This is a genomic window from Paenibacillus algorifonticola, assembly GCF_050481745.1.
Lineage (GTDB): Bacteria > Bacillota > Bacilli > Paenibacillales > Paenibacillaceae > Pristimantibacillus > Pristimantibacillus algorifonticola_A.
Window position 1 is genome coordinate 21,107 of sequence record NZ_JBCNGR010000043.1, and the last position, 25,596, is coordinate 46,702.

21 protein-coding genes are annotated in these 25,596 nt (G+C 50.0%); 2 read left to right on the forward strand and 19 right to left on the reverse strand.

Annotation, left to right across the window (positions count from 1 at the left end; translation table 11 throughout):
- Nucleotides 1-157 precede the first annotated feature (157 nt).
- A complete protein-coding gene (locus tag ABEW34_RS28465; RefSeq protein WP_430164103.1) occupies nucleotides 158-691 on the forward strand; it encodes a hypothetical protein in 534 nt (177 codons plus the stop codon).
- Here ABEW34_RS28465 and ABEW34_RS28470 read toward each other — a convergent pair.
- Nucleotides 686-1,972: a hemolysin family protein gene (locus ABEW34_RS28470; RefSeq protein ID WP_430164105.1), complete on the reverse strand. Its 1,287-nt coding sequence runs from the start codon at nucleotides 1,970-1,972 to the stop codon at nucleotides 686-688. The two genes, ABEW34_RS28465 and ABEW34_RS28470, sit on opposite strands and share 6 nt — an antisense overlap.
- A 149-nt stretch (nucleotides 1,973-2,121) precedes the next feature.
- On the opposite strand from ABEW34_RS28470, the gene ABEW34_RS28475 reads away from it, so the two are divergent.
- A complete protein-coding gene (locus tag ABEW34_RS28475) occupies nucleotides 2,122-6,063 on the forward strand; it encodes an HD domain-containing protein (RefSeq protein WP_430164108.1) in 3,942 nt (1,313 codons plus the stop codon).
- Between the two features lie 121 nt (nucleotides 6,064-6,184).
- On the opposite strand, the gene ABEW34_RS28480 is transcribed toward ABEW34_RS28475, so the two are convergent.
- From ABEW34_RS28480 to ABEW34_RS28565, 18 genes are all read right to left on the reverse strand, one after another.
- Nucleotides 6,185-6,544: a Lin0512 family protein gene (locus ABEW34_RS28480; protein ID WP_430164110.1), complete on the reverse strand. Its 360-nt coding sequence runs from the start codon at nucleotides 6,542-6,544 to the stop codon at nucleotides 6,185-6,187.
- Nucleotides 6,545-6,606: 62 nt separating this feature from the next.
- Complete coding sequence (locus ABEW34_RS28485) at nucleotides 6,607-7,749, reverse strand: DUF3900 domain-containing protein (RefSeq protein ID WP_430164112.1); 1,143 nt, start codon at nucleotides 7,747-7,749, stop codon at nucleotides 6,607-6,609.
- A gap of 2 nt (nucleotides 7,750-7,751) precedes the next feature.
- Nucleotides 7,752-8,858 carry a nitric oxide synthase oxygenase gene (locus ABEW34_RS28490; protein ID WP_430164115.1) on the reverse strand — a complete coding sequence of 369 codons (1,107 nt, stop codon included), beginning with the start codon at nucleotides 8,856-8,858 and terminating at the stop codon, nucleotides 7,752-7,754.
- A gap of 215 nt (nucleotides 8,859-9,073) precedes the next feature.
- Nucleotides 9,074-9,529 (reverse strand): disulfide oxidoreductase, encoded by a 456-nt coding sequence (locus ABEW34_RS28495; RefSeq protein WP_430164118.1) that lies wholly within the window; start codon nucleotides 9,527-9,529, stop codon nucleotides 9,074-9,076.
- A 32-nt stretch (nucleotides 9,530-9,561) separates the two neighbouring features.
- The gene (locus ABEW34_RS28500; protein WP_430164121.1) at nucleotides 9,562-10,254 is read right to left on the reverse strand and encodes a DsbA family protein; all 693 of its coding nucleotides are present in this window, start codon (nucleotides 10,252-10,254) and stop codon (nucleotides 9,562-9,564) included.
- Nucleotides 10,255-10,359: 105 nt separating this feature from the next.
- Nucleotides 10,360-12,459, reverse strand: a complete 2,100-nt coding sequence (locus ABEW34_RS28505) for a HelD family protein (protein ID WP_430164124.1) — start codon at nucleotides 12,457-12,459, stop codon at nucleotides 10,360-10,362.
- A gap of 313 nt (nucleotides 12,460-12,772) precedes the next feature.
- On the reverse strand, nucleotides 12,773-13,066 hold the full coding sequence (locus tag ABEW34_RS28510; RefSeq protein WP_430164127.1) for a DUF1294 domain-containing protein: 294 nt from the start codon (nucleotides 13,064-13,066) through the stop codon (nucleotides 12,773-12,775).
- Between the two features lie 46 nt (nucleotides 13,067-13,112).
- On the reverse strand, nucleotides 13,113-15,638 hold the full coding sequence (hrpB, locus tag ABEW34_RS28515) for an ATP-dependent helicase HrpB (RefSeq protein ID WP_430164130.1): 2,526 nt from the start codon (nucleotides 15,636-15,638) through the stop codon (nucleotides 13,113-13,115).
- Nucleotides 15,639-15,661: 23 nt separating this feature from the next.
- On the reverse strand, nucleotides 15,662-16,486 hold the full coding sequence (locus ABEW34_RS28520; protein WP_430164133.1) for a hypothetical protein: 825 nt from the start codon (nucleotides 16,484-16,486) through the stop codon (nucleotides 15,662-15,664).
- Between the two features lie 66 nt (nucleotides 16,487-16,552).
- On the reverse strand, nucleotides 16,553-18,142 hold the full coding sequence (locus ABEW34_RS28525; RefSeq protein WP_430164136.1) for a cobyric acid synthase: 1,590 nt from the start codon (nucleotides 18,140-18,142) through the stop codon (nucleotides 16,553-16,555).
- On the reverse strand, nucleotides 18,139-19,248 hold the full coding sequence (locus tag ABEW34_RS28530; RefSeq protein WP_430164139.1) for a pyridoxal phosphate-dependent aminotransferase: 1,110 nt from the start codon (nucleotides 19,246-19,248) through the stop codon (nucleotides 18,139-18,141). Before ABEW34_RS28530 ends, ABEW34_RS28525 begins: the two co-directional genes overlap by 4 nt.
- Before the next feature lie 18 nt (nucleotides 19,249-19,266).
- Nucleotides 19,267-20,076 carry an adenosylcobinamide-GDP ribazoletransferase gene (gene cobS, locus ABEW34_RS28535; RefSeq protein ID WP_430164142.1) on the reverse strand — a complete coding sequence of 270 codons (810 nt, stop codon included), beginning with the start codon at nucleotides 20,074-20,076 and terminating at the stop codon, nucleotides 19,267-19,269.
- Nucleotides 20,058-21,038, reverse strand: a complete 981-nt coding sequence (gene cbiB, locus ABEW34_RS28540; protein ID WP_430164145.1) for an adenosylcobinamide-phosphate synthase CbiB — start codon at nucleotides 21,036-21,038, stop codon at nucleotides 20,058-20,060. Before cbiB ends, cobS begins: the two co-directional genes overlap by 19 nt.
- Nucleotides 21,035-21,640, reverse strand: coding sequence for a bifunctional adenosylcobinamide kinase/adenosylcobinamide-phosphate guanylyltransferase (gene cobU / locus ABEW34_RS28545; RefSeq protein WP_430164148.1), 606 nt, complete (start codon nucleotides 21,638-21,640; stop codon nucleotides 21,035-21,037). Before cobU ends, cbiB begins: the two co-directional genes overlap by 4 nt.
- Nucleotides 21,641-21,651: 11 nt before the next feature.
- Nucleotides 21,652-22,716: a nicotinate-nucleotide--dimethylbenzimidazole phosphoribosyltransferase gene (gene cobT / locus ABEW34_RS28550; protein ID WP_430164151.1), complete on the reverse strand. Its 1,065-nt coding sequence runs from the start codon at nucleotides 22,714-22,716 to the stop codon at nucleotides 21,652-21,654.
- A 4-nt stretch (nucleotides 22,717-22,720) separates the two neighbouring features.
- Nucleotides 22,721-23,521 (reverse strand): heme ABC transporter ATP-binding protein, encoded by an 801-nt coding sequence (locus tag ABEW34_RS28555; RefSeq protein ID WP_430164176.1) that lies wholly within the window; start codon nucleotides 23,519-23,521, stop codon nucleotides 22,721-22,723.
- A gap of 8 nt (nucleotides 23,522-23,529) precedes the next feature.
- Nucleotides 23,530-24,564, reverse strand: a complete 1,035-nt coding sequence (locus ABEW34_RS28560) for a FecCD family ABC transporter permease (RefSeq protein WP_430164155.1) — start codon at nucleotides 24,562-24,564, stop codon at nucleotides 23,530-23,532.
- 3 nt (nucleotides 24,565-24,567) lie between these two features.
- Nucleotides 24,568-25,545, reverse strand: a complete 978-nt coding sequence (locus ABEW34_RS28565) for an ABC transporter substrate-binding protein (RefSeq protein ID WP_430164158.1) — start codon at nucleotides 25,543-25,545, stop codon at nucleotides 24,568-24,570.
- Between the last annotated feature and the right edge of the window lie 51 nt (nucleotides 25,546-25,596).

The window sequence follows — 25,596 nt, forward strand, 5'->3', positions numbered from 1 at the left end:
TAAACTCTATTATTGTAACACATGACTCCCTCTAAGTCTTGCTCAGCAAGTCCCAGATTTTCGACAGCGAAAGCTTGGTTTTTGCAACTTGCCCTCAGGGCCTTCCGTATTAGTGGTGTGATATTTGCAACTTATGCCAAGAAGGGAGCCTGCACCATTGAATCAGCAAGAAAACATGCCAAATAGCCCACTCCATAAAAGAGAAGGCAACCTGCTTGCGCCCACCGAGAGCGAAGCGATTATGCAACCGGATATTACCGCTCAATTAAGCAGCACATGGAAAAAGCTCGCGTTTTGGGTAAAAATAACGGCTGCTCTAACGATGTTATTCGGCTTGTTTCAAACCTTCGCCAGCCTGCTGCAATTTGGCCTCGGAACGATAGCCGGGCTGCTGGAAATCAGCATCGCCTTCGTCTTGTTCCTCCTAGGGAAACAGGTAGGCAAGCTTGCTGGCCATTCGGATGAAAATGCGATGCTCAAGCTGGCGCAGCGGCTGCTGCTTTATTTTCGGCTGCAAGCCGCCTTTATTATTACGTTCGCCATCGTTTTCATGATCATTGTCGTGACCGTCATTCATTTTCTCGTGGACTGGGACTGGGCTATAAACCTGATGCAGCATGGGCGAAAAACGAACAAACTGCTCACCCGGCTGGAAAGCTTGTATAACGTCGTTGCAGGCTGGTTCTCATAACGAGCTGGAGACGATAATTTCGATTTTGCGAATGCGATGCGTCTCTTTCTCGCGAATGATGAATGTAAGCTCCGCAAATGTCCATGCCTCCCCTACAGGGAGGTCGGGCATACGATTAAACAGCCAGCCGCCTATGGAATCCACCTCCTCACTTTCTAAATGGCTTCCCGTCGCTGTATTCACCTCGCTAATGAGCGCATTGCCATTTACCATGAACCTCCCCTCCCCTAGCTGGTCGATTTCCTTCACTTCATCCGCATCAAATTCATCGCGAATTTCGCCTACGATCTCCTCGATAATATCTTCAATCGTAATCAGCCCCGATGTCCCGCCATATTCATCGAGCAAAATCGACATATGCACACGTTCCGTTTGCATCGTTCGCAGCAGCTTTTTAATTGGCATAACCTCCGGCATAAACATGACCGGCTGCATGAGCGAGCTTACCTCGGTCGTCTTCTGATCCACATAATGCATAAAAAACTGCTTCGTATTAATAACGCCGATAATATTATCCTTGCTCCCCTGCGCCACTGGAAATCGCGTATATTGCTCGCGTTTGATGGTCGCGACATTTTCATCATGCGGCTTATCGCTGTAAAGACACACCATATCGGTGCGCGGCACCATAATTTCCCTCGCCAGCCGCTCGTCGAATTCAAAAATCCGATTCACATAGCTAAGCTCACTTTTATTGATTTTGCCGCTTTCGTAGCTTTCGGACATTATAAGCCGGATTTCCTCCTCCGAATGCGCCTCATGCTCCGTAGCCGGCTTGAAGCCGACTAATCGCACCAGCCCATTTGCTGATCCATTCAGCAGCCAGATGAACGGAAAAAAAAGCCGATAAAACCAAATGATGAGCGGTGCTGTAAACTGGCTAATTTGCTCAGACTTAATAATGGCCAGCGTCTTCGGCGCAAGCTCGCCAAGCACGACGTGCAGGTAGGTCACAAGACTAAAGGAAACGATAAAGGACAGCACATCGGCAAAATCACCCACGATGCCCCAATGATGCAGCAGCGGATGCAGCACCTCATGAATCGTCGGCTCGCCAAGCCAGCCGAGCCCGAGCGCAGTTATCGTAATCCCTAGCTGGCAGGCCGACAAATAGCCGTCCAAATTGGTAATGACCTTTTCTACCGCAGCCGCGTTTTTCGCGCCTTCCGCTACCATCTGATGCACCCGGCTTGCCCGCAAACGAACGACAGCAAATTCAGTCGCCACAAAAAAAGCAGTTAAAATAAGCAAAATTACAAATACCGTCAGCTTCCAAATCATGCCGAATCTCCTCTGCCATTTTGGACTATGCCCTATTGTTTCCATGAACGGCGAAAATCATTACAAAGAAAATTACAATAAGGAATGACGAATTTTGGATAATCATGTAACATAATATCATATTATACTTTTATGTGAGAGGGCTGAAGTTGTTGCTTAAAACACGATATACGCTAGAACGTCATCTGAAAGCACATTGCATCAATGATCAAAACTACCAAATTCTGCTTGAGGCATATCAATTCAATAAACATCAAATATGCGAAGTATTGGAAAGTGTAAAATTGCATTTTCCTCATTTTAGCAAACACGGTGTTTCACATAGCGCTTGTATCGTTAGCTCCATAGAACTTTTGCTTGGGGAGGAACGTATTGAATCCCTTTCAGCATCAGATACTTTTCTTATTCTATTAGCAGCTTATTTACATGACATTGGAATGTATTTGACAAATAGTGAAATTCGCCAAGCTTGGATGACAAAGGAGTTCGTTTCATTTTTAGAGGATTTTGCTGAAATAGATGATTCTGCTGCGTTTGTGAAGCAATTCTATGCTGGTATTAATCAATCCCATTTAAACCACCATGAATATATCCTTGATTTGGTTGAGCATGTTCGTATCGTTTATGCAGAATATTTCAGAAGATCCCATGGCGAGAAAGGTGCGGAACGAATCAGAAAAAATCTAAAGGATTTGGATATTTTCGTAGATGCAGGTCAATTTATTCCTAAACGCATTGTGCGTTTGCTTTCCATCATTTGTTCTTCACATAATGACGAATTTCTTGATCTTTTAAATAACTTACCTTATAAACAAAGCAGCAGTTTGGGCGATATGATTCACCCACGTTTTATTGCTGTTATGCTTCGCATCGGTGATTTAATGGATATGGACAACAACCGCTTTGATGAACTAGCTATTAATTCTACTGGAATTAGTCTTAATGAAATTAGTCGTACCCACTATGACAAACATAATTCGGTTGAGGAACTTCTCATCACTCCAGAGCTTATAGAGGTTGTTTCAGTTAGCGAGGACACTAACGTTCGGCTTGAAGCATTGAGATGGATGAGATGGATTGAACACGAAATAGATAATTTAAGACAACATTGGTATGAAATTGTTCCAAATGATCTATCTGGCACTGTGCCAAAATTTAAATATCAAGTGAAGCGTCGCAACAGCGAGCTTCCATTCGAAGACAAGGATCTGAAACTGGAGTTTCCACCTGAGAAAGCATTCGATATTATTATCGGCAGACATATCTATAATGACCGCTTTATCTTTTTACGAGAGCTAGTTCAAAATTCACTTGACTCTTTAAAGAGGCAATTATGGAGAGATTTTAGCCGTAATTTTAACTTGAGTAGTCACAATGGAAATTTCTCGTATCATTTTGCAGAAGAAACTTTGGCAGCCTATCAAGTGAAAATTTTCTTTTATGATACCGCTAAAAAAAATAACGGGGCTGAACAGCTTATAGAACATATTGGATTAAAACTTTTTAATAACTTAATGCAAGGAACTGCACAGACAAGCCGAAATGAAAATAAGGAGCTTTTTGTGGTCATTGAGGACAATGGTACAGGGATTTCTGTTAAAGACTTTGAAAACCGCATTTTGAAAGTAGGAAAAAAAACCGATAAAAATAGTGCTTATATTAAAGAGACGAAAAACATGCCACAATGGCTTCAACCAACTGGAAATTTTGGAATTGGTCTTCATTCTGTTTTTCAGGTAACTGATCAAATTGTTATTCAAACACGCTCCGAGTTGGATCAGGAGCTAGGTCGTGAAATTATTATTCAATCAGGCAAAAAAGGTGGATATGTTTCCAGTGATAAGTGGGATTATACTGCTGAAGGCAGAGGGAAAGCTTTGAATCGCGGTGCGCGGATTATCATTAAGATCAACAATGAGCAAGATTTGCTGCAGGATAGCTATATACCAAGCTTGTCATTTGAATCTTTCAATGCTGAACCAAAAGATTATACAATCCAATACATGGAAGCAGTCGTTCGTGATTACATCATGCACGCTAAGCAACTAGAAATTGTAGAAGAAGATAATAAGCTATCTTTTTTTCAAATTCCCGTTTATTCAAACTTTTTTGAGCTTCCGTTCAAGGGCCATAGTTATGTAACACTAAGTGATAATAAAAATGATAGTAACAACGAATTGTATTACACAAAAATATCCGGATTAGGTTCTGTAGAAAGCTTACTTACTGATGCAAGTAGGTTGCAAATAGTTGTATACGATAAAAAAAACCATCATACGCTTTGGTTTTATCCCACTTCATTTATAACAGAAACTCCCAACAATGGTTCATCAATTAAAATTAGTTATAAATCAATTAAAGTTACTGATCTGCCTTTAGCCAGAAAACTTGCCAAAATGATATTTCACACAGACGAATTAAAGATTGATTTTGCCTTCAAAGATACACGGGAATACTTAAATATAGATAGAAATACATTCTTGGTAGAAAAGCATGACCAGCTTGTAGATACCGTCTATCGAATGCTCGAAGCTGCTGTTCGTCAATATCAACAATTTCTCGTAAATAAATCCTTTGATCAAGCTGCTATGTTTAAGCCCTATAACGAACTAAACTCCGAGCTATTTACAATCATCGAACAAGCTTATGCTCAATTGGAAAATGAGAGAGATCGGAATATAAGCCAACTAGAACCTTACCTCAACACACTTTTACATTGTTTAGACATTAACTCAGAAAAACTCAAAGAATTGATTACAGAAAAACTTGCCAACTTACCTTCAGAATTAATTTATATTATATTAACAAAAAGAATGTATCATTGGTTACATTTAGCGAAAAATAAGCTTGAACCTTGGTTTATTAGTATATATGATACAGAAAGTTCCATTCACCTTTTTTTCGAAAAATACAGTGAAGTTATTTTTTCTCTAATAGGAGGAGATTTAACCTATGCGGAATTTAAATCATCTTATATAGATATTTTGCATTATATGGCTGGCGGATCTGCCATTTATCCATCACAATATATTCGCAGGAAGCAAAGTTCTTTGAAATCGAATCTCAAACTCTTCTTACAATCAACTAATGCAGCGAAAATGTTCCTTTATCATGTAAGGTTTGGTCATTCCATTTCATTCAGTGAGGACTATCTCAATATATTGGCAGCCTTATCTGACTGTTATATCCATGATGATAATTACGGTCACTATAGTAATTATCATCAAAATGAGTCGACAGCGCCTTTGCTGTTTATCAAGCTAGAGTCTGTCATTAGGGAGGCTTTTTTCGGGACAGAGGTCGTGCTTCTTAGGAACCAATTATGTTTTCCATTAGATTCGGAAGATCAAAATATTATTTCCTTCAAACCCATTCAAAAATTAAGAGTTTACTCTTACAATGAGAATGATTTTTATAATTATCAGACGGCACTGCATCTCCTAGACACACAAGCTTATGGGATAGAACTAGTAGGTTCGGCGAATAACTATCTTTTCTCTGAAATTATCCGCTGGGAATATATTGATGTGGAGGATCGTGATTGGCTTCCCTTCAATCATGAATATTATGTACTGCCTGCTCTTGAAACATATAAGGGACTTGCTGTAAAATTAACGCAAGCCGTTGATGGGGAAGGCATTAATCAACAGCGAGATCTGCGCATCATTTATAGCCGCTCAAAATTTCGCTTTATGAAGCAGGAACATTATTTGGTTGTTCCGTTTACCCAAACAAATATAGATAATTTTATTGATCTCTTCAAGGCATTATCCTTTGAGCTAAATCGAGTAGAACAAAGTGAAAGCCGTATAGAAATACGGTTAATAGCTGAAAAATGTATTCTTAACGCTTTATTGCATGATACCGGTACACCGCTCGATATTTACCCTAGCTTATCCCAACTAATTGCATATCAACAGCAAACATTCAAGAGTGCTACCTTCAACAAAATTGTTAATTTCACAGCTAAGTATTCTATAATGAGAAATGAAGCTGATGAAACCAAACATCGAGAACATATTTTATTAGCTACAAAAGAACTAGCACGAGACATATTAATCTATATGTTCAATAACATTGTTCGGCTTTAGAAGTTCAATGCTGCAATGCAATCGCTACCATTTAAACGCATTATTCTCTAAACAATGATAACCAAAAGGACGCTAACAACTATCGTTAGCGTCCTTTTGGTTCCTTTGGCTTGCAAACTGCCTAATATCCTACCTCGACCGAAGCATTGACAATATAAATCAAATCATTGCGATCCGCCTTATCCGGCAGCACAATGCCGCTTGTAGTCAGCATGCCGCCGTCCACAAGCTCCACGGTCACCGCTCCATAAGGAAGCACCGCTTTCACTTGCTCGATATCCAGCAGATCCTTGTCGCATGGAACAGCAAGGCGCACTCTGACCTTCATCGCATCCAGCGTTCCGCCAGGCAAAATTTCAAGCAGACCCGGCATCGAATTGCGATAAATCGCATTTTGCACAGCCCGTACCGCCGCTTTCGTAACGTCTTGACCATGCAGGTCGCAGCCCATGCCGATTTCAATAAACAGCAGCTTTTCCATCCTTGCTCCTCCTTTTTATTCCTTATTGCGTTCCAAATAGCTTGCACATACAACTACAGCTGTTATTCGCCTTCGTAATTCGGGTCATTCGCCAGATCATCTGCATAACGCTGCAAATCCTCAATGGCGCTGCTCTCTTGCTTGTGCGTCCCGATATCAGGCAGCAGCTCCACCAAATCCGGCGGCTGCAGCAGCTCGATTGGCGACATCCCTTTATCAAACTGGAATGAATCCCCTTCAATGACGACAACATAACGGCCATTATGCTTGGCAAAATGCAGCGCTGTACCGAATTCGGCCAGAAGGCCCTTGACCGTTACGCTGTCCAGCTTGAACGTAAATGGCAAATCCGGCTTTTGCTCCACAAGCGCTGACGATGCCAATGTCACCTGCTCCTGTGACCAGTATTCATGAATATCGCGTTTCTCGCTGTGGGCCCATACTTCAATTGCATTTTCTTCCTCGTGGCGTTCGGTGCTCTCCGTCACGCCCTCCCACTTGTCATCCATATATTGCTGCACCATGTCTAGCAGTTGGTCGCTCATCACTTCCGGCAGCGGCTTCTCATAGGATACATATTTCAGAAAATCTTCAAAGTATCGGGCATGCGATGCCTGATGAATTTTCAGCTCCCAATGCTCAAGTATCCCCTCCTCGGGCATATGCGGATATTGAATCGATTTGATACTGCGGGCGCTAATCGCCATTTCCACCTGAGAGATCAAATTGCGCTCATCGGAAATACGGGCGATTTTCGGCTCAAAGTCACATTTTAAAAGGAATAAAAAGGGCTCATCAAAATAAGTGTTCAGCTTCGCTCTTGCAATAATAAAAGCACCGCCGCGCACCGCGCTCGTATCCATATAAATATGCACCAGCTCGTCAGCAATGCCTATGTAACGCTCCTTGTTGTCCGCATCACGCAGCCGCTGGAACAAATTATAGTTCTGATTGCTGCCCAGCTCATAGCCAGGCTCGACCATGAACCGTCCGATTTTAGTCGGCGCATTTTCCGAATTCGGGTTGCGCTCTACTTTGCGTTTGACGATGCGGGCAAATTCCCCGTCCAAAAATCGCTTAATCTCACTATCTTCATAGTCCTCTTCCTCCAGCGTCTGATAATGCTTGTATCGCTTGGAGGAGCTGCTGTCCTCTCCCTCGGTAACAATGACGAAAAAGGATAAATATTCCATTATAAAATCCACGTTTATGACCCTCCGCTTGTATACGCCTTTTCCTGATATAAATAAGCTGGCTTTAATTCCGTATCCTCATAGCTCCGATGCCATACCGCTGTCGTTGCTGGAGACATCGGCGGTATAAGCCATGACCAGCGGCCGGTAACCGCACGTCCCTGCTGCTTCTCCTGCTTCTCGAAGCGAGTGAACTGCTCGGCAGCCGTATGATGGTCGACGATGCTGGCGCCATGCTTTTTGAACGAATGAATGACAGCCGTGTTCAGCTCTACTAACGCCCGATCTTTCCATAGGGACGTATTCGTCGTCATATCCAGTCCCATTAACCTGGCTACGATGGGCAGCTGATTGTAACGGTCCGTATCTGCCAAATTGCGCGCCCCGATTTCCGTGCCCATATACCAGCCATTAAATGGCGCTGCTGTGTAAGAAATACCGCCGATTTCCAGCTGCATATCTGCAATGAAAGGTACCGCATACCAACGAAGACCCAGCTCTGCAAACGACTCCAGCTCCGGGTGCGACAGTGGAATTTCCAGCGCCAGCCCTTCCGGAAGCTCGTACAGCTTCGGTTCTTCTCCCTGCTTCTGAATTACAAGCGGCAGCACATCGAATCTGGTTCCCGCACCTTTCCAGCCCAATGCCTCGCAAGCCTTCGTAAATGAGAGCGATGCAGGATCGCCAATGACACCACCGCTTCCATCCTCATAGCCCGCATAACGAACAAGCTGATGGTTCCACAGCCTGATTTGGTTCTTCTCCTGCTTCGCTGCAAAAATCGTAATCGCCGGGCGGACTTTGCCTCCATTCGTCGCATAGCTTATATGCGAAAAGATTGCCTCTGCGATATCGTCTTCCTCGTGGAGCTGACGGGCGTCAAACACCTCCATCGTATGCCAAAAAAGACGGCCAATACAGCGATTGCTGTTGCGCCACGCCATTTTCGCCCCATGCTGGAGCTCTTCATATGTATGCTCATAATAACCTGTACGCTCAACTTCAGAGCGGATTTCATCCAGACGATGCTCAGCCTCCGCTTCACTTTTGCCAAGCTCGGCATAACAGGTAAAGATGAACTGCTCTGCTTCTTTATATAGCTGCTGCTCCACTTCAATCATGGTGTTCCCTACTCTCTTTATACTTTCACACCTGCTACTTTTAAGATAACCCATTTTTCCTTCATTCGCTAGCCGATTACTAAGGGATTAGACATTAGGGGAAGCAAACCATAGGCGTTTGTTCACTGCCTTGTCACTTTATGCTGCATCCCCAATATGCAAAAGCAAAGCCCCGCATGGCGACTTCCGCCTCGGGGCTTTGCTTCGGAATAGCGTTAGTTTTCGTTTGCTTCTTCGTCTTCATTGCTTTGGCGAGCCAGCAGCAGAAACACGATAACAAGCACAAAAGCGATCATGGCCATCATCGGAATCGTCAGAAAGCCAAACCAGTTCAAATAGTCAAAATTGCACGGGATACCGGAGCGGCAGGGCACCAGCTCGCCTACCTTCGGAAACCAAATCTCGAAGTTATGGAAAATGGAAATCGCAAGCCCGATTATATTAATCGGCAGTAAGTATTTAATGATATTCCGGTCCCCGCGATACGTCGCAATACCTAAAATAATGACCTGCGGATACATGAAGATGCGCTGATACCAGCATAAATCACAAGGTATAAACCCTTTAATTTCACTAAAATACAAGCTGCCGCCTGTTGCTACTAATGTAACGATCCAGGCGAAATATAAAGCATAACGTTTCAACCACGATTCATAGGGTGGCGTTGTCATTTTTGACCGGGCTCCTTTTTAATCAAGGCCCCTTATTTTAGAGCTGCCTCGATTGTTGATTTGATCGTTGCGTAATCGAGACTTGAAACCGCCTTGCCATTAACAAAGACGGTCGGCGTTCCTCCGATATTAAGCGGACGAACGAGCGAGTTATCGCGGTCTACCTGCTTTTGATAGGTTTTATTCTCGATGTCGCTTTTCAGCAAATCAAAATCGATTGGAAGTTTGGCATCCTTTGCAAGCTGCACCAAATGTTCCGGCGTTGCCCATTCGATATTTTCATTCTGTTGATTATCATAAATCGCTTGGTTATAAGTCCAGAAGGCGTCATTATTTTGCTGATAGACCGCTTCCGCCGCGAGTGCAGCTGTCACGGAATCTTTGCCGATAAACGAATAGTTCGCAAAATAAAAGGAGGCTTTACCTGTTTCAATGTAATCTTTCTCCAGCTGAGGTTTGATTTGTTGCGAAAAATCACGGCAAACCGGACACTTGTAATCGCCAAATTCAACGATTTTGACAGGTGCATCTACACTGCCCTGCACAGGCATCGCGGCATAGTCAAATTCAAACGGCTTGTTCTGGTTGTTAATGCCGAGTACGATGACGACGATTACCGCCAAAATACCGATCGTCAAAAAAATAAGCGAGCTGCTCGAATTTTTCTTCGGCTGCTGCCTTTGCTGCTGATTGCTGCTTGAACCTTTTTTCTTTGTTTTCGTCACTACCGCTCTAGTCCTCCTCAAAAAATACAGGTATATACATCTTGTAGCAATTTTAGTTACAAGGCCTGCTAAAGTCAAGAATTTGCGGAAAAAGCCTTAATACTGTCATAATTCTTGCACGCCTTCCGCAACATCCGCTACTAACGTGGTAAACGAGCCTTGATAAACTAATTTTAGCTTATGAAGCGCTCTCGTACAACCAACATATAGCAGCTTGGCGTCCTGATCGGTATAAGCAAGCTCACCGGCATCAGCAATGAGCACCGCATCAAATTCCAGCCCTTTGGACAAGTAAGCGGGCACGACGGACAAGCCGCCGCTGTATTCAGGCTGTCCCCGTTCTACGAGCGAAGCTTCTACCCCCGCAGCATTCAAAGCCGCATGGATAATGGCACATTCCTCCGTCGTTCTTCCAATTACCGCGATCGTCTGATAGCTGCCGTCTGCCTGCCATTCCCGAACCGTTTGCTCCAGCATGTCCATCCACTCGCTTGGCTGTGCTGGCGCAAGCTCCACGGCATCTCCGCTCCGGAATACAGGCACTGCCGCCTTGACGCCCGCCCCCATTGCACCAAGAATCCGATTGGCGAAAGCGATAATTTCCATCGTAGAGCGGTAGCTGCGGTTGAGCTCAAAAAATCCGGTCTGTTCTTCGTCATACAGCGCCGTAAGCTCCTGCCAGCTATGAATGCCTGCATAGGCGTGGATGCCCTGCTGCAGGTCGCCCAGTACGGTCAATGACGGCGTTTGCTGGCATAGACGCAGCGCTTCCAGCTGGAACGGCGAATAATCCTGCGCCTCGTCAATGACGATATGGTCATAAGACGTTGTTTGCAGCCCAAACAGGCGCAAATGAATATAGGCGAGCGGCGCCAAATCCTCCGGCGCAATCGTTCCCGCTTTCAGGCGGGCAGCCGTTGCTGCCGCTATTGCTTTTGGCACCAGGCCCATCGCCTGCTTGCCTTGGAAGAAAGACGCATATAGCTTCGGCGCGGTGTAGGCCGGAATTTTTTTCGCTAATGCATTTAAGCGGGTTAACGCCTTGGCCCGAACTTTTTTATCATGAATGCCGCGCATTTTCAGCTCGGATTCCAGCCATCGGCGAATCCGGCTGACGAATCGCTCGCGCTTGCGCATCAGCGGCTCCTCGCCATAATCGGTGCGATACCATTCAAGCATTTGCTCCGGCATAAGCACCAGCTTGTCTACAGGCTCAAATGGCTGCAAAGGCACGATGCTTTGTTCAAGCTGCTCGAGCCGCTCATCAATCGCCTGCTTAAAATCAAGCGAGCCTTTCAAGCGTCCCGGCGCCTCTGCAATTTCCTCCGCGCTGCGATAATGCTCAAACCAATATTCTAGTGTATCGGTTTTATCATCCATTCGCACTTCAAGCTCCAGTAGATCCAGCGCCCAGTCGGCAAACGTCGTTTGCTGAATATCGCCTACGCCCAGCTCTGGCAGCACGCCGGAAATATATTCGAGAAACATGCGGTTAGGCGCAAAAATAACCATACGCTCCGCCCGCATCCGATCGGCATATTGATAGAGCAAAAAAGCGAGCCGGTGCAGCGCTACCGTCGTCTTGCCGCTTCCCGCCACGCCCTGAATAAACAGCGCCTTGCTCCGTCCTGAACGAATGATCGCATCCTGCTCCTGCTGGATCGTCGAGACGATATCTCTGAGCCGATTGTCTTTATTTTCACCCAGTCGATAGAGCAAAAACTCGTCGGTGACCGCTTCTTCTTCCTGACCACGCGTGAAGCTGTCTACCATCCTTACAAGCTCGCCCTGGCGAACCATCAGATTGCGTTTTAAATAGACGATACCTTCGATTTCGCCATCAGGAGAATCATAGGTAACCGCCGCGTCACCGCCTGTAAAAGAATAAAACAAGCTGGCAATTGGCGCACGCCAGTCAATAACGATTAGCTCCTTGCCGCCCTCTCTAGCTACACCTGCCTTGCCAATATAGAGCGCCTGCTTAGCGTCACCCGGCAGCTCCTGAAAATCAATTCGTCCAAAATACGGCTCGCGGAAAGCAATTTCCAGCCCCCGCTTCCGTTCCTCTCGCTGCAAATCGAGCATTTGCTCCGTAAAATCATCGCCTGTGTAGCGCGGGCCTATTGCGCTTAGCTGTGATTGTATTTCTTCAAGCGAGCGCGCTAAACGCTCTTGCTCTTCTTGATAGGCACTTTGAACCGTCATATCAGCCAGTTACCTCCTAAGAATATAGTGGGAAAACGAACTGTCAATATACCATAGGAGAATAGCGGGAATCAACTTCTTATTTCCAATCAAGGTGAAACGGCCGAAAGCCGTCCTCTGGCGGCGCGGCGCGTTTCAGTCCGAGAAATATAGAGAAAGGATGGCGAAATCATGCTTTCCTATATTTCAAGGTGAAACGGCCGAAAGCCGTCCTCTGGCGGCGCGGCGCGTTTCAGTCCGAGAAATATAGAGAAAGGATAACAAAATCATATCCTTTCCTATATTTTTGAAAAAGCTAGCTGCGCCCGTTGCGCTATTTAAAAATCGAGATGTCAAGCACATAGTGGAATACCGCTGCAAATAGAAGCAAATTCAACATCACAAGCAGCGGTATGCCAATAACGAAGGAGCGATGCTTCGTCTTGTGGCGCCATGCCCGCATTCCGGCATAGGCGCCAATCGCGCCTCCGAAAGCGCTCAAAGTAAACAGCCGTTTCTCCGGGATGCGCCTTTGCTGGCGGCGGGCGCTCTGCTTGTCGAGATACATGAGCGTAAACGTCCAGCAGTTAATCGCGAGTATAAATAAAATAAAAAGCTGCATCGACATTTTCTAGCCCTCTTTTCCTTGTTGCTATTGTTATGAATCCTGCATGCTACTTGCGCGGCTTGACCCGATTCGTCGGCTGTGCCGCGTAAGGGTCATCCGGCCAATAATGCTTCGGATAGCGTCCTTTTAAATCCTTCTTCACTTCAAAATAAGCGTGGCTCCAAAAGCTGCCCAAATCGCGCGTCACTTGAACCGGACGCTGCGAAGGGGAAAGCAGCTGGAGCGTTAGCGGCAGTTTGCCGCCTGCGAGCAGAGGCGTGTCCTTCATGCCGAACAGCTCCTGAAGCCGGACGGCGATGAACGGCGCTTCCGGGTCATTGTAATCGACCGGAATGCGCGAGCCGCTTGGCACCGTTATATGCGTCGGAACCTGCTTGTCCAGCTCCTGCCGCTGGGTCCAGGTGAGCATGCCTTCCAGAAGCTGCTGCATGCTGAGGCGCTGCAGATCGGCTTTGCTCTTCATCCCTTGAATATGCGGCAGCAGCCATTCGGCGAGTGACGATGTGGACAGCAGTCCCTCATCAGATACATCCGGCCAGCTGCTGTCATAGTGCCTCATCAGCCGCATACGGGCGAGTAACTGGGCTGCCTGCTTCGACATCGGCAGCAAGGCCAAGCCTTCCTGCTGCACTCCCTGTGCCAGCGCCGCAGCGACGAGCTCGGCTTCCGGCTTCGGCAGCGGTTTTTCCTGCAATAGGAGTGCGCCAAGCCGGACGCGCTCACGCGCCCTTACCGCTTGGGCGGACGCGTCCCACTCGACGACGCGCTCCTGCCGAATTTGCTCGCGAGCTGCCGATGCCAGCTCGCTCTCTGTCAGTTCAGCCGCCAGCCGGATACGGCTTTCCGTTCCGGCGTCGTCAAGCTCCGCCGCAACAAGGTAGGCTGCACGCGACAAGGGCTGGGCTTCCGGCAACGCCGCGCCGCGGCCGTTCGCCAGCAAATACCTGCCATCGCTGCGCCGCTGCGCAATGCGATCGGGATAAGCGAGCGCCAGCAGCGCGCCGCAGGACATCGCGGCGTCCTGCTGGCCCGCCACGGCAGCCGCTGCTCCGCGCGCGGCCGCTCCTGCTTCGCCGGCTGCTGCGCTAGCCAGCAGCCGGCTCCATTGCTGCGCCTGCGAGCGAATTCGCTGCACGGCGCCGCGATCCACCTCAGCACCGGCGCCACGGTGCAGAGCATCCAGCCGCAGCTGCACATCCGCGCTGCGCTGCTGCGGCAGCAGGTCGCGCTCGCTAAGCAGCGCGGCCAGCTCGCAAGCACGCTCCACCGCGCCATACTGCTGCGCGCGGAGCAGCATATACCCGAGCCTCGGATGAAGCCCGAGCCTCGCCATTCGCCGGCCCGACTCCGTAGGCCGGCCTAATGAATCAACAGCCTGCAGCAGCTCAAGCAGCTGCAGCGCCTGCTGATACGCGCCGATCGGCGGCGGGTCCAGCCAGCCGAGCTCCTCCGGCTGCTGGATGCCCCATACCGCAAGCTCCAGCGCGAGCGGCGCAAGATCGGCCTCCAGCATTTCCGGCTGGCTGAAGGGCTGCAAATGCATTTGCTCCTGCTCCGTCCACAGCCGGTAGCAGACGCCAGGAGCAAGCCTTCCGGCGCGCCCCCGGCGCTGGTCGGCTGACGCCCCAGACACCAGAGCCGTCTCCAGCCGCGTCATGCCCGTGCGCGGTGAAAACCGCGACACCCGCATCAGGCCTGCATCGACGACGATACGCACGCCTTCGACCGTCAAGCTGGATTCGGCAATTGCCGTTGCCAGCACAACTTTGCGCTCGCCAGCAGCGGATGGCGCAATCGCCTGATCCTGCGCTTCCAGCGGCATCGTGCCATAAAGCTCCGCCACCTTTACGCCCTTCATCCGCTCCTCTCTTGCCAGCAGAGAGGCAACGCGCCGAATTTCGCCAACGCCTGGCAGAAAGACGAGCATATTCCCTTCATTTGCCGAAAGCGCCTGCAAGATCGTACTTGCAACACTCGGCTCGATGCGCCCTTCCACTTTGGAGGAACGATAGATCGTCTGTACCGGAAATACTCTTCCGGCGCTCTCAATGATCGGCGCTCCGCCGAGCAGTTCTGCAACAGGGCCTGCTGCAAGCGTCGCCGACATCACCAGCAGCCTCAGATCACTGCGCAGCAGCGCCTGCGACTGCAGACTAAGCGCGAGCCCAAGATCGCCATGCAAATGGCGCTCATGAAACTCGTCAAACACAATAACGCCAACGTCCAGCAAAGCCGGATCTTCCTGAAGCATGCGGGTCAGCACGCCTTCCGTCACCACTTCAATGCGGGTCCGAGCGCTCACCCTCGTATCCAGACGAACGCGGTAGCCGACCGTGTCGCCTACCTGTTCTCCAAGCATCTCCGCCATATATTTGGCGGCAGAGCGGGCTGCAAGCCTTCGCGGCTCCAGCATCATAATTTTACGGCCGTCCAGCCAGGCCTCATTCAGCAGGGCAAGCGGCACGCGCGTCGTCTTTCCGGCTCCTGGCTCGGCGACCAGCACGGCGCCGCTTCCAGCAGCCAGCGCCTCAAGCAGCTTCGGCAAAACCGCATCAATCGGAAGTTGATTCATCTTTTTCTCCTCAATAAACCGTCTTATTTCATAATGCGCAGCATTTGCACAACGGGACGGCTATCGCCTTGAAGCGTCGCCTCCGCGCTGCGCAGCTGCGAGGAGCCGTCACCATCGAGAAAGATGCCGCCAGCAAGCTTGTTATCGCCAATCTTTTCGATAACAGCTTCGCGAAAAGCAGCCAAACTTCCCTTCGTGCTGCTGACTACCAAATAAATATTGCCCAGCTGATCGTATACCGCAGCAGACCTTAACCGCGCGTCATCGGGAAAAGGAGCATTTTCCTGCTGTGCCTGCGCCAGCCAGCCCGCATCATTTCCGATGCTCATGCTAATGCCGCCCTGTGCCCAGAAGCGTGTATGATCCTGAACTTTTAGCTTGGATGCTTTGCTCGCGATTTGGACGCTTAGCTGATCCTTCACGCCATCCCAAACGAGCGTACCGCGGGCATATTTGGCATTTTCGCTGCCGGAGCCATATTCGCCCTGCTCTTCATTGACTGCAAGGCTGTTGACCACGGCAATGCTGAGCAGCGAATTTTCATAAAAAAATCCGCCATTGATGCCATAATACGGCGTTAGCGCCACATTATTTTGCACCAATTGAGGCTTTACGTTGGCTGGCCGGGTTTTCAGAACATGCAGCATGAAGCCATTGGCCGCTTCCACAGCCGCATAGCTGTAATTAACAGGCTGCTGGGTGCCGTCGCTTGCCGCTCCGCCCTTTTGCTGCATCGACTGAATCATTCCGTAAAGCAGCAGCGCGCAAAAGGCAAGAAATGCCAGCATAATGCCTGCAATGATCCAGCTTTTTTTCTTTCCCAAACGCTGCGCAGCTTGCTCCTCCATGACCTCTCCCACTCCCTTTTCCGCTCTTTGTCTATAGATTCCATCCTACTAGTTCTGAAACTTAAGCTAACTACCCCGTTCCCCGCCCGCAGCAAGCACCTTATAAACGAGCGGCATATTCAAATGCTGGCGTGTATGCTCTGCAAGACGATCAAACGCCTCTTCGCGGTTTTCACGAAACCGAAGCTCTGCCGCAAGCGGCTCCCAGCCGCGCGCTATACGAATGTCATTCAGCCACGACCGACGCAAATCATCATTATGTAAAATGCCATGAATAAACGTGCCCCAAAGCGTGCCATCCGCCGAGCATGCCCCTTCGCCTTCATAGGCAAGCTCGCCATCTTGCAGCGGTTCTATACCAGCCAATTGGCTGCGAATGGCAAACGGCTGGCGCAGCACGCCATGCCGGAAAATTTCTCCCATATGAATTTCATAGCCTTCAACGGGCAGCTGTTCGGTCAGCCAAGCTGCGGCAGCACGGGCATGCCCCTCTACACGAACCGTTTTCTTCTCCCCAGCAAACTTTACGTCAAAAGGAAAAAAGCCAAAGCCCGGTGTTTCCTTATGCTCAGATTCCACACCTGCTGGATCAAGCAGCATCGTGCCAAGCATTTCATAGCCCCCGCAAATGCCAACGAGATATCCGCCCTTCTCAGCGAACGCGGTAATTTGCTGGGCAAGGCCCATTTCGCGAAGCCACAGCAAATCCTCAACCGTATTTTTGCTGCCTGGCAAAATAACCGCATCAGGAGTGCCCCATTGCTCAGGCCTATCCACAAAACGCAGCGAGACATCCGCTTCAAAGTAAAGCGGATCAGCATCGGTAAAATTGGATATGCGCGGCAGACGCAGCACGACAATATCAAGTGTATCCGGCCGCTGTTTTACTTGCTCTTCCAGCTTGCGGTCCAGCGACAGCGAATCCTCATCCTCCAGTGCAAGTCCCGGCAAAAAAGGCAATACGCCAAGCACTGGCTTGCCCGTCCGCTCCTCCAGCCAATCGACTCCGGGCTGCAGCAGTCCCACATCGCCGCGGAATTTATTAATAACGAAGCCGCATACGCGCTCGCGCTCGTGCGGTTCCAGCAGCTCAAGCGTACCGACAATCGAAGCAAAAACACCGCCCCGGTCGATATCAGCCACAAGAATAACGGGCGCATCAGCCCAAGCGGCCATGCGCATATTGACAATGTCGCGATCTTTCAAATTAATTTCCGCAGGGCTGCCCGCGCCTTCCAGCACGACAATATCATGACTGCTGCGCAGACGGGCGAGCGCTTCACGCACGATAACGCCAGCCTGCGGCAAGTAGCTCTCCCGATATTCACGCGCGCTGAAATCCCGCAGCGGCTTCCCATGAACGACGACCTGTGAAGACATCTCCTTCGTCGGCTTAAGCAAAATTGGGTTCATATCCGTCGTCGCCAGCACGCCGCAAGCATCAGCCTGCATCCCCTGTGCCCGTCCTATTTCCTTGCCATCCCAGGTAACGTAGGAATTAAGCGACATATTTTGTGATTTGAAGGGAGCGACGGCATAACCATCCTGTCTAAAAATCCGGCACAATGCGGCTGTCACCAAGCTTTTCCCAACATCGGAAGCGGTGCCCTGCACCATGATCGTCAGCCCGGCCTTGTTTTCTGATTGCTTACTCATGCTTGATCCCTACTATCTTCTTTAAAATCATCCAGGCATTCTTCCAGCGCCTTCAGCAGCTTTTCGTTATCACTGCGCAGCTTAATGGCAAAGCGGCAGTACCGGTCATCAAGCCCGACAAAATGGGAGGCATCGCGAATAAGCACGCCGCGGCTGCCCATTTCCTGCTGCAAAGCAGCAGCCGTTAGATGAGGCAGCGACGGCATCCTTACGAGCACATAGTTGGTTTCGCTTGGCGTTACGGAAAAGCCGAGCCCCTCCAGCTGCGAAATGAGCCACGGCCGCTCTTCATCAAGCCACTTGAGCGTCTTTTCTGCATATTCCGCATCCTCCAATACGCCCTCTCCAATGAGCTGCGCGAGCGAGTTGACGCTCCATGGAACCTGCAGCATCCGCAGCGCTGCAATCCGCTCTGGCGTACTGATCACATACCCGAGCCGAATGCCAGGAATCGCATAAAATTTTGTCATAGAACGAATGACATACAGCCTGTCATTGCTGGCAGCTTCCTTCACCAGCGAATAATCCGCTTCTTCAGGCACAAAATCCATGAAGGCTTCATCCACGACCACCGTAGCGCCGCCAGCCAGCAGCTTCCTGATCAGTGCGGGTTGAACAAGCCGGCCCGTCGGATTATTGGGGGAGCCCAGCATATAAAAAGGCTCTTCCATCTCGGTCGTCATGCTTTGGATCGCCTCTTCCGTCAGCTCAAAGCCATTTTCCGGCTTCAGCATGATCGGGGCAATGCCGCTGCTAATTTTATGAACGGCGTCGCCATATTCGCTGAAACATGGAAACGCAAGGCTAGTAATAATAGGATTTACAGCACGAACGGTCAGATCGATCAGCTCTGCCGCACCATTTCCAATTAAAATGCACTGCTCGTCAATGCCGTGCAGCTTCGCAAGCTTCGCCCGTAATCCGCGTACCGCAGGGTCAGGATACTTGCCAATCTGCTGCGAATAAGAAAGCAGTGCCCTATGTACAATGGGGGGCGGGCCTAACGGATTCATATTGGAGCTGAAATCGACAAATTGATCAGCTGGCCGTCCGAAATTTTCCTCTGCCGTTCGCAGGTCACCGCCATGTCCGTATCTTTCAAGCATGGTGCGTATTCCCCTCTTCTAATGAATTGTCAATAATAGCAGTGCAAGCAATAATATAGCTTCAATCGCTTCATTCAGGGCGCCGTAAGTGTCTCCAGTCAAGCCTCCCAGCTTACGGACGAGCCAGAATGAAATGACGGTCCCTGTCACCATCGTCACAGCAGCAGCACCAGCAGCTGTGAAAGCTGATGTGCTGAGCGGCAACCCGAATGCCAGGCCGATCCCACAGGCTAGCAGGAAGGTCAGCACAAAACCCGACCATACATGCCGCAGCGAGGCCGCTTGGAATAAAGCACCGATCCCTTCTCCCTCACGGGCACTCGGCCAAATGACAATCGCCGCCGCCATCCACCAGCGGCTCCACGCCGGTATAGTGACCAGCAATGGAAGCACATATATAGACTCTGTATTATAAAGAAGCTCATATAACACGGTGAATTTAAACAGCACCAGCAAAACCGCAGCAAGGACACCCATAGCGCCTACCCGGCTATCCTTCATAATTTCCAGCATCCGCTCCCGCGAGCGATGGCTCAGCACACCGTCTGCCGTGTCCATCCAGCCGTCCATATGAAGCGCGCCACTAAGCGAGAGCCACAATGCAAGCAGCAATACAGCTCCCGGCCCAGCAGGCAGCCAGCTCTGCACAGCAGCAAAGCCTAGTGTAATCATTCCGCCAATCATGCTGCCCGCAATCGAAAAATAAGTTGTGCTGCGCGATAACACTTGCGGCTCAAACGGAACGGTTAACGGCACCGGAATTCTCGTCAAAAATTGAAAAGCGGCGACCAGCGCCTGAGCATGCAGCTTCAATGAACGAACAGCCATAGTGCCAGCACCCCAACTACAAGTAATAGACTTACCAGATACAATAATCTAGTTGTGAAAATGATATCCCGCGCGGACAATGGACGCAAGGGCTCTCCCATACGTGCACGTTCGCCAGGCTCTCCAAAATAATAATTGAGTCCGCCCAGTTCAATACCGAGCGCACCAGCAACGGCCGATTCGGGAATGCCGCTGTTTGGGCTCGGATGGCGATGGGCAAATTTGCGAATCGCTGCGACCGAACGGCCGGCAGACATGCCCGGCAGCAGCCACGCCGAGAACGCGAGCAGAGCTCCCGTCAACCGCGCTGGTATATAGTTGAGCACATCATCGGTTCGTGCCGAGCACCAGCCAAAATCAATATACTTATCATTGCGGTAACCGACCATAGAGTCAAGCGTGTTTGTCGCCCGATACAGCATAGCAAGCGGCGCTCCGCCTATTAATGCGAAAAAAATAGGCGATACGAGCGCATCGACTGTATTTTCCGCCACCGTTTCCACAGCAGCACGGGCAGCCTCTGATTCACCCAGCTTGTCCGTGTCCCGTCCGACAATGTAGCCGACGTATTTGCGTGCTTCCTCAAGGTTTCCAGCTGCAAGCGGGGTATAAACGAGCATCGCTGCCTGTTTTAACCCTTTGACCGCGATAGTCGTCGATATAAACCATATGGTCACTGCATAGCCGAGCCAAGAATGAATAAGCGAAGCGGCCGCGACGACTGCCCACATGACGCCATATGAAACGGCCAACGTAATGAGCATTAACAAGACGCCCTTTAGCTTGAGGCGCTTGGAGGACTCTATCTTATCGCTCCTTCGCAGCCTCTGCTCCAGCCAAGCAATAAGCCTGCCGATCCAAATGACAGGATGCGTAGGCCATTGTGGATCGCCAACGATCCAATCGACGATAATAGCTGCAGCGATCAGCCACAGCATGTCCGGCAAGGAATAGAAGATCATAGCTGCTCCCAGCGGAAAGCCGCTGCCTTGAGCTCAATGGGAATGCCCGCCGTTACGAGAAACACTTTATCGCAAACCGCAGCCACCCGCTGATTCAACCGTCCTGCCTCATCGCGAAACTTCCGACCCATTGGATAAGCAGGCACAATACCCGCCCCTACCTCATTTGTTACTAATACGAGCGGATATGGATAGGCAGCAATCGCTTCAATGAGCGTTTCCGTCTGGCGATGCAGCTGCTCGTCAGCTTCTTTGCCGGGTTGTCCCGCCTGCTCCTCCGCCGCCATTAAAACGTTCGTCAACCAAAGGGTTAGACAATCTACGAGCACGATCGGCGGCTGTTCTCCGGCTGACGCCATAGCTGCCGCTGCCTGTGCCTGCTGCGCCAGCAATTTGGCAAGGTCAAGCGGCTCCTCGACCGTATTCCATTCAAAAACTCCCGAGCTGCGACTCTGCTGGTGCTTATTTACGCGCTCAGCCATTTCTTCATCCCAAATGCGGCTTGTTGCTATATAAATGCCTTTTTTGCCAAGCCTCATCGCGAGCTGCTCGGCGAATAAGCTTTTGCCGCTGCGCGTACCGCCTGTTACTAACATTGCCATTTCAGCTTCACCTACGCTTTCGATACCCCTGCACTTTCAAAAGTGGCCATTTCCTGCATGAGCTTTAATGCGGCATCGATAAAATGGAAGCATAATACCGCGCCTGTGCCTTCTCCAAGCCGCATATCCATATGAATCATTGGGCTTAAGCCAACGGCCTTCAATAGCTTCGCATGACCCTGCTCATAGGAAAGATGGGACGCGATCATGCTTGGTTTTGCCTTATCAGAAATACGCGAAGCTACTAGCGCTGCGACAGAGGAAATGTAGCCGTCTATAACGACCGGACAGCTGTTCGCTGCTGCTCCAATAATAACGCCTACTAATCCAGCGATTTCAACTCCGCCCAGCTTCATCAGTACGTCGAAGGGATCCAGTTCATCAGGTGCATTAACCGCGATAGCCCGTTTAACAACCTCGACTTTATTTTTCCAAGCCTCATCATTAATGCCTGTTCCTCTGCCAACCGTTTCTTCGGGCGGAAGCCCTGTCAACACGGTCGTAATGGCAGCGCTAGCCGTCGTGTTGCCGATGCCCATTTCTCCTATTGCAAAGACGCGGTAGCCTTTTTCGTAAAGCTCATCCACGACTTCTACCCCCGTCAATATAGCTCGAATGGACTGCTCTTTCGTCATCGCAGCCCCTTTCGCCATATTGGCAGTTCCGTACATGACCTTGCGGCTTAGAAGCTTCGGATGCGCAAGCTCTGCGTTCACCCCTATATCGACGCAATACACGTCAGCTCCCGCCTGGCGGGCAAGGACGTTGACCGCTGCGCCGCCATTCAAGAAATTCAGCACCATCTGAGGGGTTACCGCTTGTGGAAATGCACTGACCCCCTCCTCGCACACACCGTGGTCGCCAGCCATAATAATGACCGCTTTGCGCTCCATATCTGGCCAGCGCTCACCCGAAATTCCCGCAAGCTGGCAGGCAACATCTTCAAGCTTGCCCAAACTGCCCGGCGGCTTCGTCAATTGGTCGGAATGACGTCTTGCCGCCTCCGCTTCCTGTTCATTAAATGCCGGGATTCTCCCAATTGCTTTCGCCAGCAGCATGCATAATTCTTCTTTCATCTCTTCATTCCAGCTCCCCATTGTTTATTCTTACATTGGGCGCAAGCAAAATTTGCGGCACCCCTGTTAACGGATGATTCATAATTGAAGCTTCAGCGCCGTATACCTCGCGAATAAGCTCCGTCGTATAAATATGCTGCGGCTTGCCCAGAGCTGCAATACTCCCCTTATGCAGCACCAGCACTTCATCGCAATATAAAGCGGCTAAATTTAAATCATGCAGCACGGTTACAACGGTAATACCCTGCTCACGCTGCCAGCTCTTTACCGTATCCAGCAATTGAATTTGGTAGCCAATATCCAAATAGGTCGTTGGTTCGTCAAGCAAAATAACCTCCGCCTGCTGCACGATCACTTTTGCCAGCGCCACGCGCTGCCGTTCACCGCCGCTTAGCTCAGCCATTGTACGCTGCTCCAGCTTCTCAAGCCCCATTGCAGCAATCGCCTCATTAATAATCGGCGAGCTGTCGCCTTGCTCATTGCCGAACCAATTTTGATATGGAAAGCGTCCCATTTCAATCACTTCACGCACCGTAAATCCTACCGGCGGGAGCACGCCCTGCTGGAGCACCGCAAGCTTGCGCGCTGCCTCCTTGCGTGAATAGGCGGCCATGCTGCGCCCCGCCAGAAAAATATCACCTTGTGAAGGAGGCAATACGCCGGAAAGCAGCCGCAGTAAAGTGGATTTTCCGACGCCATTGGGGCCGATAATGCCGTATGTATACCCTTTTTGAAAGGAAAAGGTTAAGTCATTCAGCACATTTCTCCCGCGAATCGTCGCGCCAAGTTGACGCGCTTCAAGCATGATAGCCATCATCCCCCTCCTTCCAGCCGCTTGCGCCGGTGCAGCAAATATGCGAAAAATGGCGCACCGATCAGCGCCGTTACTACGCCTAGCGGAATCTCCTTTGGACTAAGTGCCATACGAGCAAGCGTATCGGCCCAGAGCACAAATATGCCGCCACCAAATGCAGATAGGGGAATGAGCAAGCGGTAATCCGGCCCAACGATCAAGCGAATCACATGCGGTACGACGAGGCCGACGAAGCCAATCACGCCCGCCACTGATACGGCAGCCGCTGTGAGCAGCGTCGAGCAAGCCAGCACGATCAGCTTCGTACGCTCTACCCGAATGCCCAAATGCGCCGCCTGCCCCTCGCCAAGCAGAAAAACATTCAAATGCTGCGCATAGGCAATCAGCACAATAACCCCAATAATAAGAAAAGGAATAAGCATATAGACGTTCGCCCAGCTTTTCATCGCCAACGAGCCCATTAGCCAAAACAAAATCTGATTCACTACGCTGTTGGACAACGAGACCATAAAGGATACGAAGGCTCCGAGAAAGGCTTGGATAATAACCCCGGATAATATAAGCGTTTCCAACTGCAGCCCCGCCGAGCTGCGCGCCAGCCAGAAAACAACCAATAAGGTCGTAATTCCGGTTATGAAAGCGACGATTGGAATGGTCCAAATGCCAACTGCCGCCTGATAGCCGAATAAAATCAATGCCGCAGCGCCAACCGAGCTGCCGGAAGCAACCCCGAGCGTATAAGGATCGGCCAGCGGATTGCGCAGCACGCCTTGAAAACCGCTGCCTGCCAGTGCCAGACATGCGCCTACAAGCACCGCCAGCAGCACACGGGATAGCCTGACCTGGGTCACAATTGCAATTTCTCCTTCGCTCCAGCTAACGGGCTGATCTCTAAGCCATGGCAGCTGGTGCAGCAAAATGCCCCACACATCGGTAAAGGAAATGCCTGCGGAGCCAATCGACAAGCTCGCGATAATAGAAACAGCAAGAAGGAGCACTGCTGCTCCTCCATAGCCTAACCATTGATGTCTCATCCGCTATTTAACGAGGTCTGGATGAACAGCCTTCGCCAGCTCAAGCAAACCGTCGGCAAGCCGCGGTCCTACACGCACGAGCGGATCTTCCACAACCGCGATAACCTGCTTGTTTTTCACTGCGTCAATAACGTTCCAGCCTGCCCGGCTGTCAATCGCCGCAACGATGGGGTTCGGTTTTACCTTCATATCCGGATATATGATAATTTCCGGATTTTGCTTAACGATCTCTTCGGCGCTGACTTCATACCAGCCTTCTTTCGAGCCGGCCACATTGGTACCGCCCGCCATCGTCAGCAGCTCATCCAAAAACGTACCCGATCCTGCTGTATAGCCAGGGCTGAACTCCAAATACACCTTTTTCGCAGGCGCATCCTTTACCGCATTCATGACATGATTCATGACGTCGCGCATATGTCCCGCAACGGTCTCGGCATCCTTCACCCGGTTCAAAATTTGGCCGACCGCCTCAATATGGGCAATCGTTTCGCCATACGTTTTCGGATCAGAGGCAAATACCGGAATATTCAATTCGCGCAGCTTGGCAATCGCATCGCCATTCATGCTGGAGGATGCCAGCACAAGGTCCGGGTTCAGCTTCACGACAGCTTCTATATTCGTCGTCATATCGCCAATTTTCTCAATATCATTCGCTTCTTCCGGATAGTTGCTGTACTGATCCACGCCGACTACTTGCTTGCCGGCTCCTACAGCAAACACAACTTCCGTTTCGCTAGGCACAAGCGTTACAATTTTTTCTGGTGCCTGCTCAAAGGTCAGCTTGGTATCCATTGCATCGGTTACGGTGAGCGGATATGCGGCGCCTGTCTCGGCGGATGGAGATGCAGAAGGTGCGACAGATGGTGCAGCAGATTCCTTGTTATTGTTTACTGTACCGCCGCAAGCGGCAAGCAGCGTTAGAGTTGCAATCAGCCAAATGGCAAGGCTTGTTTTCAGCATATGGTTCATTTTAACTTTCATTAATCGTGTACACTCCTCTAAAATGGTTTGTTCTCTCCATGTGGAGGGCTC